Below are 11,477 nucleotides of genomic sequence, written 5' to 3' on the forward strand. Positions count from 1 at the left end.
GTCAGGACGAGGTTCCCCACCGAGGCCCTTCGGCGTTGTCGTCGGCGGAGCGCTGCTCTGCGACTGCGGCAAGCGAGTCGAGCGAGGTGCCGTAGAGCGAGCTCAGGAAGCTGAGCACCTCGTTCATCGGTTCGACCCGCAGTGAGTAGTAGCGGTACTTGCCCGCCCGCCGCTCCTGCACCATGCCCGCGTCGCGCAGGACCTTCAGCTGCATGGAGACCGCCGTGCGGCCGATGTGGTCGAACCGGGAGGCGAGATCGGAGACGGTCAGCTCGCCGTGCTCGGAGAGAAGGCTCAGAACGGCGCGACGGGTGTCGTCCGCCAACGCGTCGAACGCGCCGGAGGAACTGCCCGAGATCTGGCCCACCGAACCGCCCGCCGCCCGCGAAAGTGAAGATCACCAGGGTATCGCCGCGTTTGCCACCGTGGCAAACCGTCCCTCGGTCGGTCGAAGTCCAGGCGTGGCGGCCCCAACTCGGGTCAAGATCCATTGACACGATCCTCGCGGCGTCCATACCCTTTTCGGTGTCGGGAAATCCGCACGGACCGGTCACGAGAACCTTGGCGCAGAAGGGAACCGTCGTCGATGGGCATAGTCCCTCCGTCCGTAGCGGAACTCATGCGGATCGCGCGGCGCTACGGGCTGTCACTCGACGACAGCGCGCTCGCGTCCTTCCGCGATCTGATGGCACCAACCCTCGCCTCCTACGCGGAGGTCGAGCGGCTCTACGAGGAGCGGGCCCCCGAACCGCTCCGACGAGGGCACACCGCCCCCTCTCCGGAGGGGAACCCGCTCAACGCCTGGTGCGTGCGCACCGACCTGCGCACGCACTCGGACGGCCCGCTCGCCGGGCGCACCCTGGTGGTCAAGGACAACATCGCCGTCGGCGGCGTTCCGATGAGCAACGGCTCCCGCGCACTGCGGGGATTCGTGCCGCGCGCCGACGCGACCGTGATCACCAGGGTGCTTGACGCGGGGGTGCGGATCATCGGCAAGGGCGCCTGCGAGGACCTCGGTTACTCGGCGGGCAGCCACACCGGCGCCGACGGGCCCGTGCGCAACCCGTGGGACCCCGAGCGCTCCGCAGGCGGCTCCTCCTCGGGGCCCGCCGTGCTGGTCGCCACCGGCGAGGCGGACCTCGCGCTCGGCGGGGACCAGGGCGGTTCGCTGCGGGTGCCCGCCGCGTTCAGCGGGATCGTCGGGCACAAGCCCACCCACGGCCTCGTCCCGTGCACCGGCGCGTTCCCGATGGAGAACACGCTGGACCACCTGGGGCCCATGGCGGCGACGGTGACCGACGTGGCGACGCTGCTGGGCGTGCTGGCCGGGCCGGACGGCCTCGACCCCAGGCAGGGCTCGGGCGCGGAGCCGGTCGACTACCTCGCCGACCTCGACTCCGGCGTCGCGGGGCTGCGGATCGGCCTGCTCACCGAGGGGTTCGGGCTGCCAGGTCTGTCCGACCCGCGCGTGGACGAGGCCGTGCGCGCCGCCGCCCACCGGCTCGGCGGGGTCGGAGCTGACGTTCGTGAGATCAGCGTTCCCTGGCACACCTCGGGTTTCGACGTCTGGAAGGTGATCGCCACCGACGGCATCGCCTGGCAGATGATCGACGGCAACGGCCTCGCCCGAGGGGTGCCCGGCCCGATGGACCCCGAGCTGGTCGCGCACTTCGGTGCCGGGCGGGCCGAGCACGCCGACTCCTTCTCGGAGACCGTCAAGCTGGTCGTGCTCAACGGCGCCTACACCCTCGGCCGCTACCACGGCGCGCACTACGCCATGGCGCGCAACCTGGTGCCGGAGCTGATCGCCGGCTACGACGCCGCACTGTCCGAAGTGGACGTTCTGGTGCTGCCGACCGTTCCGCACGTGGCGAACCCCTTGCCCGGCAAGGACTCCTCGCGCGCGGAGTACGTGGGCGCCGCGCTCGGCATGGTGAACAACGTGGCCCCGCTCGACGCCAGCGGTCACCCGGCGACGGCCGTGCCCGCCGGGCTGGTCGACGGACTGCCGGTCAGCATGATGATCGTCGGCCCCCGATTACGCGACGACCTCTGCCTGCGCGTGGCGCGGGCGCACGAGGTGGCCATGGGGGGCTTCCCCGCGCCACACCGGATTTCGAGCACGGCGAGAGCGTGAGACGACGATGACCAAGCCCCCGAACACCGGTCGCGGCACCAGGAACCCGGGTCGACTGGACCCGCAGATCTTCTTCTGGCAGCCCGAGAACGGCGCGCGGCACGCCGTCCCCGGCTCGCAGGCGGACTACGAACTCGGCGAGCAGGGCCAGTCGCTGTGCGCGCAGCCCGTCCGCGTCCGCGCGGCATCGGAGTCGGAGTGGATCGCCTTCCCCACCTGCGACAAGTGCTGGCAGGCCGCGAAATCGCTGCACGGCGAGCTCAAGACCGCTCGCCCGCGCCTGCTCTAGCCCGGCCCAGAACGCCCCGACGCCAGGCCGTGGTGTGGGGCGTTTTTCTGTGTCCGCACCACGTCGGTTCCGGTGGTCGCCAAGTCCCTGAATGACTCATTGAGGTACCTCGACTCCCTCAATGACTCATTCAGCGCCTTGAACGACATGAACGAGTCATTGAGGCGCGTCCGAAATACCCCAACGACCCGTTTGGTGCGCTCAGGTACCCGAACGACCCGTTTGGTGCGTTGAGGGAGCTGAACGGGTCGTTTGGTGCGCTCAGGTACCTGAAGGGGTCGTTCAGGGCCTCCAACTCCCTGAATGACTCATTGAGGACGCTCAAGTACCTCAATGAGTCATTCAGCGCGTAAGCGGGGGTTAGCCGACGTGGGTGGCGTCGCGGACGGTGCCGACGTACTCCTCGACGAGGTCCTCCATCGCGACGATGCCCAGCACCTCGCCGGTGGAGGAGACGGCCGTGGCCAGGTGGCTCTGCGCGCGCCGCAGGGCCGCCAAGGCCTCGTCGAGGCCCGCGTCGGCCGGGATCGCGGGCAGTCCGCGCACGCGACCGGTGGGGACCGGGGTCTCCGGGGTCGCGCCCGCCTGGTCCAGCACGTCCTTCACGTGCAGGTAGCCGCGCATCGAGCCGTCCGAGGCGCGCACGGGGAAGCGCGAGTACCCGGTGCTCGTCACCGCCTGCTCCACATCGCCCACCGACGGGTTCTCCGGCAGCGTGGTCAGCCGGTCCGTGGGGACCAGCACGTCGGCGACGGTGCGGTCGGTGGAGGACAGCGTCTTGGCCAGCCTGCGGTGCTCGGAGGCGTCGAGCAGGCCCTCCCTGCGGGACTCCGCGATCAGCGCGGACAGCTCGTCGGAGGTGTAGGCGGTGTCCAGCTCGTCCTTGGGCTCCACCTTCATCAGCCGCAGCGTTCCGTTGGCCGCCACGTTGAACAGCTGGATCAGCGGGTTCACCAGGCGGACGAAGGCGACGTGCAGCGGGACGAGCAGGATCGCCGAGCGCTCGGGCCCCGCGATCGCGATGTTCTTCGGCACCATCTCGCCCAGGACGATGTGCAGCACCACCACGATCGCCATCGCCAGCACGAACGCGAGCGGGTCGAGCACGGCCTGCGGCACGCCGAGCGGGCCGAGCAGCGACTCCAGCTGGTCGGCGACGGCGGGCTTGCCGAGGTTGCCGAGCACCAGCGAGCAGATCGTGATGCCCAGCTGCGCGCCCGCCAGCATCAGCGAGACCTGCTCGGACGCCTTGATCACGGTGCGCGCTCCCGCGACGCCCTGTTCGGCCAGCGCCTCCAGGCGGTCGCGCCGCGCGCTGATCAGGGAGAACTCCGCGGCCACGAAGAAAGCGTTGGCCAGCAACAACAACAGCGAGATGACAACGGCGAGGGAGTTGCTCATCGGGCCGCCTCCTGCTGCTGCCGCTCACTGTCCACTGTGGACTCCTGAGCGCGCGACACGCGCAGCTCGGCGATGCGGTGCCGGTCCATCCGCAGCACGGTCAACCGCCAGCCGTCGTAGCGCACCTCGTCGTTGACCGAGGGGATGCGGCCGAGCCGGTAGAGCACGAAGCCCGCGATCGTCTCGTAGTACTCGTCGTCGGGCACGCGCAGGCCGGTCGCCTCGTTCACCTCGTCCAGCCGCAGCAGCCCGGAGACCACCCAGCTGAGCTTGCCGAGCGGGCGCACCGGCGCGATCTCGTTGCGGTCGTGCTCGTCGCGGACGTCGCCGACGATCTCTTCGACCAGGTCCTCCAGCGTGACCAGGCCCGCGGTGCCGCCGTACTCGTCGACGACGACGGCGGTCTGCAGGCCCGAGCCGCGCAGGCGGTCCAGCAGCGCGTCGCCCTCCAACGTCTCCGGCACCGTCGGCACCGGGCGGCACAGCGCGACGACCCTGGTGGTGGCGCGCTCCTCGCGGGGAACACCGAACGCCTGCTTCACGTGCACAACGCCCTGGATCTCGTCCAGGTCGCCGGTGTGCACGGGGAAGCGCGAGAAGCCCGTCCGCAGCGCCACCTCGACCAGGTCGAGCACGGTCGCGTCGGCGCGCAGGGCCTCCACCCGCACGCGCGGGGTCATCAGCTCCTCCGCATTGCGCTCGCCGAAGCGCAGCGAGCGGTCCAGCAGGGTCGCCGTGCCCTGGTCGATGGTGCCGCCGGCCGCGCTGGAGCGGACCAGTGAGCCCAGCTCGTGCGGGGAGCGGGCCGAACGCAGCTCCTCGGCTGGCTCGACGCCGAAGCGCCGGACGATCCAGTTCGCCGAGCCGTTCAGCCAGGTGATCAGCCAGCGGAAGGCCGAGGAGAACCCGGCCTGCAGGCCCGCGACCATCCGGGCGGTGCCCAGCGGGCGGGCGATCGCCAGGTTCTTCGGCACCAGCTCGCCGAAGATCATCGACAGCGAGGTCGCCGCGAGCAGCGCGATCGCCAGCGAGATCCCCGCGGCCGTGGACTCGCTGAGGCCGAGCCCGACGAGGCCGGGGGTAATCAGCGAGGCGAGCGCGGGCTCGGCGAGGTAGCCGGTGACCAGCGTGGTGATCGTGATGCCCAGCTGCGCTCCGGAGAGCTGGAAGGACAGCGTGCGGTGGGCCTTCTGCACGGTGTGCGCCCTGCGGTCCTTCACGAGGTGGACGTGGCTGTCCACCTGGCTGCGCTCCAGCGCGGTGAGGGAGAACTCGGCGGCGACGAAGACCGCGGTGCCGAGGGTGAGCAGGACCACGACGGCGAGGCCGATCAGGCTGAACAGCACGTCGCTCATGAGCTGCCCCGCAGGGGAGGGGCCGGGAAGAGATGGCAGCCGGGGCTTTCCCCCGGCTCAGTACTACAGGGCTCGCCGCACGGTTCCGAGGAGCCGCTGGGTTGTTCGAGCATCCGCTGGGACTGCGGATCGGGCACGGAGGTAGTCACTCCCTTGGTTGAACGGGTTACCGACCAGTGTAAGTGCTCTTCAGGGAGCTGTCGCGGGTCAGCTGAGAACGGGGCGGCCGAGAACGGCCGTGCTGTCCCGGAGCACGACCTCGGCGCCGACCTCGACGGTGCGGGGCTCCGAGGGCGCATCGCCCTCCAGCGCCAGCCGGGCCGCCCGCTCGCCGATCTCCTCCAGCGGCAGCCGCACCGTGGTGAGCGGCGGCACGAGGTCGCTCAGCGTCGGGATGTCGTCGAAGCCCGCGACCGCGACGTCCTCGGGGGAGCGCAGTCCGCGCTCGCGCACGGCGGCCAGCGCGCCGACCGCCATCACGTCGTTCACCGCGAACACGCACTTCGCGCCGGTTCCGCGCTCCAGCAGCTCGTGCATGGCCGCGTGCCCGCCGTCGCGGGTGAAGGCCCCGTGCACGACGTTGTGCGCGGCCAGCTCGACGCCGTGTTCGGCGAGTCCCGCGCGGAAGCCGTCCAGCCGGTCGCGCGCGGCGAGCAGCTTCTCCGGCCCGGCGAGGACGGCGAACTCGCGGTGCCCCTGCGCGGCGAGGCTCGTGGCCAGGTCGTGCGCGCCGAGCGCGTTCGCGGGGACCACCGTGTCGGCGGGCAGGTGCGCCTGGGAGACGCACGCCACGCGTCCGCCCTGGGCCTGGAAGGCCTTGATCTCCTCGGCGAGCCGCTGCGTCGCGGAGTCGTCGGTGGTCCTGGTGCCGACCAGCACCACCGCTCGGGCGCGGTGCGCGCGCAGCGTGGACAACAGCGCCAGCTCGCGCTCCGGCTCGCGGGAGGTGGTGCCGAGCACCACGATCAGCCCGGCTTCCTCGGCGACCCTGGTCACTCCGGCGGCGATGGAGGAGAAGTAGGGGTCGGCGATGTCGTGCACGACCAGACCGACCAGCGAACTGGTGTTGCGCGCCAACGCCTGCGCGGAGGCGTTGGGCAGGTAGCCCAGCTCGCGCGCCGTGGCCAGCACCCGCTCCCGCAGCTCCGCGCTGACCTGGCGCGTGCTGCCGTTGAGCACCCTGGACGCCGTCGCCAGGGACACCTTCGCGTGCTTGGCCACCTCGGCCAGCGTCACCTGATGATGCGCCACCCGCCACCTCCGTACCGGTCAACGGCGCAGCGTATCGGTCGCACCGGACAGGCGGAGCGTTCGGCGCCGCGCGTCATCGGGGAATTCAGGTGTGAACTTGTCTCACGTCACACACATTTGAGTACTTCCGGCTCTCGACGAAAACGGGGCTGTGCTCGCTATGGTCCAGACAACGGCACCGGGGCCGTTGGCGTGGTGCTGGCGTGCCCTCGGGGCGACAACGCCAGAGGGAGGACGTCGATCGTGACGGCCACGGAATCCACGAAGCCAGCACAGCAGCGGGGCTTCTTCGGCCACCCGTGGGGGCTGGCCACCCTGTTCTTCACCGAGATGTGGGAGCGCTTCTCCTACTACGGGATGCGGGTCCTGCTGATCTTCTTCCTGACCGCCTCGGTCGCCCAGGGCGGACTGGGCATGGAGAAGGGTCTGGCGTCCTCGCTGGTCAGCGCTTACGGCGCGGCGATCTACATGTCGGCGCTGGCCGGTGGCTGGATCGCCGACCGGCTGCTCGGCGGCCAGCGCTCGGTGTTCTACGGCGGCGCGCTGATCATGGCGGGCCACATCTGCATGGCCATCCCCGGCGGCAGCACCACGATCTTCGCGGGCCTGGCGCTGGTCATCCTCGGAACGAGCCTGCTCAAGCCGAACATCTCCACCCTGGTCGGCGGCCTCTACCCCGAGCACGACGCGCGCAGGGACGCCGGTTTCACGATCTTCTACATGGGCGTGAACCTGGGCAGCTTCGCCGGGATCACCATCTCCGGCTGGCTCGGGCAGCAGATCGACTTCCACCTCGGCTTCGGCGCGGCCGCCGTCGGCATGGCGCTCGGCCTGATCCAGTACGTCATCGGCAGGGGCAACCTCGGCGCGGCCACCGCCGTTCCGGTGAACCCGCTGACCGCCGACGAGCGCGGCAAGGTCCTCGGCCGCATCGGCGCCGGGCTGGCCGCGTTCGTGCTGGTGATCGTCGTGCTGCTGTCCATGGGCTGGCTGGACCTGCCCCTGGTCATCGACGGCATCAGCCTGATGTCGATCCTGCTGCCCGCTGGCTACTTCGCGATGATGCTCCGCAGCCCGCTGCTCGACGACGACGAGCGCTCCCGGGTCAAGGGCTACATCCCGCTGTTCCTGGCCTCGGTGATGTTCTTCCTGATCTTCGAGCAGGCCGCGAACGTGCTCAACCTCTACGCCAGCGACAAGGTGCAGAACACCGTGCTGGGCATGGAGTTCCCGGCATCGTGGTTCCAGTCGGTCAACCCCGTCTTCATCCTGCTGTTCGCGCCGCTGATCGCCGCGGTGTGGATGAAGATGGGCCAGCGCCAGCCTTCGACCGCGCGCAAGTTCGCCATCGCGCTGGTGCTGATCGGCGCGTCCTTCGGCGTCATCGTGCTCGCCGACGCGACCAGCGCGGGCGGACTGGTCAGCCCGCTGTGGCTGCTCGCGGTCTACGCGGTGCAGACGATCGGTGAGCTGCTGCTGTCGCCGATCGGCCTCTCGGTCACCTCGAAGGCCGCGCCGAAGGCGTTCGTCTCGCAGATGATGGCGCTGTGGTTCCTGTCGATCGCGGCGGGCCAGGGCATCGCGGCGCAGCTGGTTCCCTTGTACGGCAACATCCCGGACGCGCTGTACTTCGGCATGTTCGCCGGGGCGGCCGTCGTGCTCGCGGTGCTGCTGTGGGTCAGCGCGCCGAAGATCCGCGTCATGATGCGCGGCGCGGAGTAGCGCTCGTTCCGACGGAGGAGCGGCCCGCTGTCCACTGTGGACGGCGGGCCGCTCTCGTTCAGGTCAGGGGGCGAAGCAGTGCGGTGGCCTCGGTCATCTCGTACACGGTTTCGAGGCGGTGGAGGATCTCGGGGACGCCGTGAGGGCTCCCCGAGCGACCGGATCGCGAGGCGATGGCCATGACGGCGGTGAGGGCCTGCGCCGGATTCAGTGCGACGGTGTCAGCGGCGAACCGTTGTGGGGCAAGGACGTCGATGCCATCCGGAAGCAGGTGCGGTGGGAAGTCCTTGGTGTTGTGGGTGATGATCGCGCCCGCTCCGCCGACGACGGCGGCCGCGATCACGTGTTCATCGTTGCGATCCGGCAGGCCGTAGGTGCCCACGAGCCCCTGCCAGCCGTCGATCTCCGCGTCGTCGAAGGCCTGCCGCATGACCGTGACGAGCCTGGAAGCGCGCTCCGCCGCTCGCCAGCGATCCTCGCCCCGCTCGATCAGCTTCCGCGCTTCCTCGTACTCCAGCTCTTCGAGGATCGCCGTGCTCCACACCGGTCTGTACATGCCCTCGACGGCGAGGGACAGCAGGAAGTCGCGCTGCAGGCTGGGCCAGAGAACGCAGGTGTCGAGCAGGGCGGTGAACACGTGGTGGGCTCTTCCGGGGTTGTCCGATGGTCAGCTCGTGCCGCTGTTCCGGCGCTTCGCGACCTCGTCGCGCGCCTTCTTCAAGCGTGCCAGTGCGACGTCGATGTCCTCGTCGTCCTCGACCGCTGTTGCTTCGAGAGCGGCGTACTGACGAGCGCGGCGCTCTTCACGGTAGGAGAGCAGATCGCGGAGGAGGATCTTTCTGTGGCTGTTCACCCGTTCGAACGGGATCTGCTTCTCGTCGAGCAGGCGGATCACAGTGGGCCTGCTGACCCCGAGCAGTTCGGCCGCCTGCTGCGTCGTCAGCGTCGCGGTGATCGGGGCCACCGAGACCGCCAGGCCTTCCTGGAGAGCGGTGACCACTTGGCGCAGCACGCGGTACAGCTCGACCGGGAGTTCGACGCGGTCGCCGGGAGCGCCTCCGCTGAGGTAGCAGGGCACGTGTGGGCGGCCACGCCCCGCGTCCTCGTGGGCCTGCATGAAGTCGTAGACCTTCGCTACCTGATCGCCCTCGTCCGGCTCTGGGAGATAGGTCTCCTGCCGCAGCTTCTCGCCCATGGCACACCTCCGCTTTCGAACAAAACGTAGCAGGTTTCGTTTCGTTCGACTAGTGCTAGTGGATTGTGGTTCTGCGGCGGACCAGGGAGACCGGGACGCTTTCCAGGGTGGGCAGCAGGCGCGCGTGGTTGCGCTTGACCTGGCCGTCCAGGCGCAGGTGCGGGAAGCGGCGGAACAGCTCGCGCAGCGCGATCTCGCCCTCCATCCTGGCCAGGCCCGCGCCGACGCAGAAGTGCACGCCGCCCGCGAAGGCCAGGTGTTCCCGCGCGTTGCGGCGGGTGATGTCGAAGCGGTCGGGGTTGCGGAAGACCTTGGGGTCGCGGTTGGCGGCGGCGAGCAGGACCGCGACGTGGTCGCCCGGCTTGAGCTGGGTTCCGGCGATCTCGACGGGCTCCAGCGCGGCGCGCACGGTGAAGTGCACGGGAGGGCTGTGCCGCAGCGTCTCCTCGACGACGTTGGCGGCGAGGTCGAAGTCCGCGAGCAGGTGTTCGCGCGCGTCGCGGTTGACCAGCAGGGCGAGCGCGCCGTTGCCGATGAGGTTGAGCGTGGTGCCGAAGCCCGCGAGCAGCAGCAGCCCGGCGGTGGCGAGCAGGTCGCGGTCGGCGACGGGCGCACCGTCCACCTCGGAGTGCACGAGCTGGCTCAGCAGATCATCGCCCGGGGAGCGCCTGCGGTGGGCGATCAGGTCGGTGAAGAAGGTGTGCAGCTCGCCGATCACGCCGTCCAGCCGCCGCTGTTCGGTCAGCGAGTGCACGCCGTCCAGCGCGGGGCCGACCTGCCGCGCCCACGCGCTGAACCGCTCGTGGTCGGGGGCGGGCACGCCGAGCATGTCGCTGATCACCTGGATCGGCACGCGGTCGGCGAACTCGGGCACCAGGTCGAAGCGCTCGCGCGTGGCCAGCTCGTCGAGGTAGCCGGTGATGGTGCGCTCGATCTGCTCCTGGCGGGCGCGCACGGCGCGCGGGGTGAACCACGGCGCGACGAGCTTGCGCAGCCGCGTGTGCTCCGGCGGGTCCATGCTGAGGAACGAGTCCTCGATGGGGTGCACGGGCTCCGGTGGGCGCGGGGGCAGCGGGATCAGCATGCCGTCGCTCGCGGAGACCTGGCTGACGCCGAAGCGCGGGTCGCGCAGGATCTGGGTCGCCCAGCGGTGCGAGGGCGTGATGTAGAGCTGGAGCTTGCTGCGCACGAGGTCGCCGTCGCGCCGGATGCGCTCGTACAGCGGGTAGGGGCCGTGCGAACCCCGGCGCAGGAGCTTGGCGCCGTGGTCGCCCCGGGACGAGTAGATGCTCAGAGCCGCGCGCTCCACCAAGAAAGACACCGTCCGCCGTACATCCTCGTTGATGCCCATGGCGAGTCCCTCCCGGGTCGGGCCGCGTCCCCGAAGAAGTATCGTCCCGACCCGGCCGGCGCGGGACTTGCCGCCGGGCCCGGAGCGGGACGCGGGCACATGTTACTCGATGGTAGGCGCGGCACCCGCGAGCTTGACCGACTTTTTTCCGAACTGAAGAATCTTGGTTAACAAGGCAAGGAAAGGGGGCGGCCATGACTCCGGACGACAGCTCCGCGCTCGCACGGCGGATCTCCGACGCGGACCGGGAGAACGCCGCGGTGGTGCTCAACCGGGCGGTGGCCGACGGCAGGCTGACCTGGACCGAGCACGCGGAGCGGCTGGAGCTGGTCTACGGCGCGCGCACCGCCGCCGACCTGAGCCCGCTGCTGGCCGACCTGCACCTGCCCGCGCCCGTCGACCGCACACCGAAGCGGCTCAGCGCGGTGTTCAGCAAGGTCCTGCGCGCGCCGGAGGGCATGAGCCCGCTGCACGTGCGCGCGGTGTTCGGCGCGGCCGTGCTCGACCTGCGCTCCGCCGCGACCGGCGAAGAGGTCGAGCTGAGGCTGTCCTCGCTGTTCGGCAAGATCGAGCTGACGGTGGCCGAGGACGCCGTGGTGCTCGACGAGGGCGGGGCGGTCTTCGGCAAGCGGCGCATCCCCGGGCGGCCCGCCGGAACCCCCGGCGCTGTGATCCGCCTCAGCGGCCGCAACGTCTTCGGCAAGCTGACCGTCCGCCGGGCCTAGACGAGTAATGCGTAAGTCGGGGTGGTGGCCGGAGACGGACGAAGGGTGTCC

11 protein-coding genes are annotated in these 11,477 nt (G+C 70.3%); 4 read left to right on the plus strand and 7 right to left on the minus strand.

Annotated features, from left to right (window positions below; translation table 11 throughout):
• Position 1 precedes the first annotated feature (1 nt).
• Entirely contained in the window at positions 2–367 is a 366-nt protein-coding gene (locus ABD798_RS36385) for an ArsR/SmtB family transcription factor (protein WP_344885969.1), read from the minus strand.
• Positions 368–586: 219 nt separating this feature from the next.
• Here ABD798_RS36385 and ABD798_RS36390 point away from each other — a divergent pair, with 219 nt between their 5' ends.
• Together ABD798_RS36390 and ABD798_RS36395 are read left to right on the plus strand one after the other, a co-directional pair.
• Positions 587–2,137, plus strand: a complete 1,551-nt coding sequence (locus tag ABD798_RS36390) for an amidase (RefSeq protein ID WP_344885972.1) — start codon at positions 587–589, stop codon at positions 2,135–2,137.
• A 7-nt stretch (positions 2,138–2,144) separates the two neighbouring features.
• Positions 2,145–2,426: an HC3 family zinc finger protein gene (locus tag ABD798_RS36395; RefSeq protein ID WP_344885975.1), complete on the plus strand. Its 282-nt coding sequence runs from the start codon at positions 2,145–2,147 to the stop codon at positions 2,424–2,426.
• A 360-nt stretch (positions 2,427–2,786) separates the two neighbouring features.
• Here ABD798_RS36395 and ABD798_RS36400 read toward each other — a convergent pair whose 3' ends face one another.
• From ABD798_RS36400 to ABD798_RS36410, 3 genes are all read right to left on the minus strand, one after another.
• Positions 2,787–3,827: a hemolysin family protein gene (locus ABD798_RS36400; protein WP_344885978.1), complete on the minus strand. Its 1,041-nt coding sequence runs from the start codon at positions 3,825–3,827 to the stop codon at positions 2,787–2,789.
• Positions 3,824–5,182 carry a hemolysin family protein gene (locus tag ABD798_RS36405; RefSeq protein ID WP_344885981.1) on the minus strand — a complete coding sequence of 453 codons (1,359 nt, stop codon included), beginning with the start codon at positions 5,180–5,182 and terminating at the stop codon, positions 3,824–3,826. The genes ABD798_RS36400 and ABD798_RS36405 overlap by 4 nt, the downstream gene beginning before the upstream one ends.
• A gap of 207 nt (positions 5,183–5,389) precedes the next feature.
• The gene (locus tag ABD798_RS36410; protein WP_344885984.1) at positions 5,390–6,433 is read right to left on the minus strand and encodes a LacI family DNA-binding transcriptional regulator; all 1,044 of its coding nucleotides are present in this window, start codon (positions 6,431–6,433) and stop codon (positions 5,390–5,392) included.
• Positions 6,434–6,676: 243 nt separating this feature from the next.
• On the opposite strand from ABD798_RS36410, the gene ABD798_RS36415 reads away from it, so the two are divergent.
• On the plus strand, positions 6,677–8,155 hold the full coding sequence (locus ABD798_RS36415; RefSeq protein ID WP_344885987.1) for a peptide MFS transporter: 1,479 nt from the start codon (positions 6,677–6,679) through the stop codon (positions 8,153–8,155).
• Positions 8,156–8,213: 58 nt separating this feature from the next.
• Here ABD798_RS36415 and ABD798_RS36420 read toward each other — a convergent pair whose 3' ends face one another.
• The 3 genes from ABD798_RS36420 to ABD798_RS36430 are packed head-to-tail and all read right to left on the minus strand — an operon-like array spanning position 8,214 to position 10,701.
• Positions 8,214–8,792, minus strand: coding sequence for a PIN domain-containing protein (locus ABD798_RS36420; RefSeq protein ID WP_344885990.1), 579 nt, complete (start codon positions 8,790–8,792; stop codon positions 8,214–8,216).
• Positions 8,793–8,822: 30 nt separating this feature from the next.
• Positions 8,823–9,350 carry a helix-turn-helix domain-containing protein gene (locus ABD798_RS36425; protein WP_344885993.1) on the minus strand — a complete coding sequence of 176 codons (528 nt, stop codon included), beginning with the start codon at positions 9,348–9,350 and terminating at the stop codon, positions 8,823–8,825.
• A 55-nt stretch (positions 9,351–9,405) separates the two neighbouring features.
• Complete coding sequence (locus ABD798_RS36430) at positions 9,406–10,701, minus strand: cytochrome P450 (protein ID WP_344885996.1); 1,296 nt, start codon at positions 10,699–10,701, stop codon at positions 9,406–9,408.
• A 194-nt stretch (positions 10,702–10,895) separates the two neighbouring features.
• Between ABD798_RS36430 and ABD798_RS36435 the strand changes: the two genes are divergently transcribed.
• On the plus strand, positions 10,896–11,426 hold the full coding sequence (locus ABD798_RS36435; protein ID WP_344885998.1) for a DUF1707 SHOCT-like domain-containing protein: 531 nt from the start codon (positions 10,896–10,898) through the stop codon (positions 11,424–11,426).
• The last annotated feature ends 51 nt before the right edge of the window (positions 11,427–11,477 follow it).

The sequence above is a fragment of the Allokutzneria multivorans genome (assembly GCF_039537405.1).
GTDB classification, from domain to species: Bacteria; Actinomycetota; Actinomycetes; order Mycobacteriales; family Pseudonocardiaceae; genus Allokutzneria; species Allokutzneria multivorans.

Excerpts from the sequence above, each read along its gene's own strand:
- ABD798_RS36390 (WP_344885972.1), top strand. The coding sequence starts at position 587 with ATGGGCATAGTCCCTCCGTCCGTAGCGGAACTCATGCGGATCGCGCGG.
- ABD798_RS36395 (WP_344885975.1), top strand. The coding sequence starts at position 2,145 with ATGACCAAGCCCCCGAACACCGGTCGCGGCACCAGGAACCCGGGTCGA.
- ABD798_RS36400 (WP_344885978.1), bottom strand. The coding sequence starts at position 3,827 with ATGAGCAACTCCCTCGCCGTTGTCATCTCGCTGTTGTTGTTGCTGGCC.
- ABD798_RS36405 (WP_344885981.1), bottom strand. The coding sequence starts at position 5,182 with ATGAGCGACGTGCTGTTCAGCCTGATCGGCCTCGCCGTCGTGGTCCTG.
- ABD798_RS36425 (WP_344885993.1), bottom strand. The coding sequence starts at position 9,350 with ATGGGCGAGAAGCTGCGGCAGGAGACCTATCTCCCAGAGCCGGACGAG.
- ABD798_RS36430 (WP_344885996.1), bottom strand. The coding sequence starts at position 10,701 with ATGGGCATCAACGAGGATGTACGGCGGACGGTGTCTTTCTTGGTGGAG.
- ABD798_RS36435 (WP_344885998.1), top strand. The coding sequence starts at position 10,896 with ATGACTCCGGACGACAGCTCCGCGCTCGCACGGCGGATCTCCGACGCG.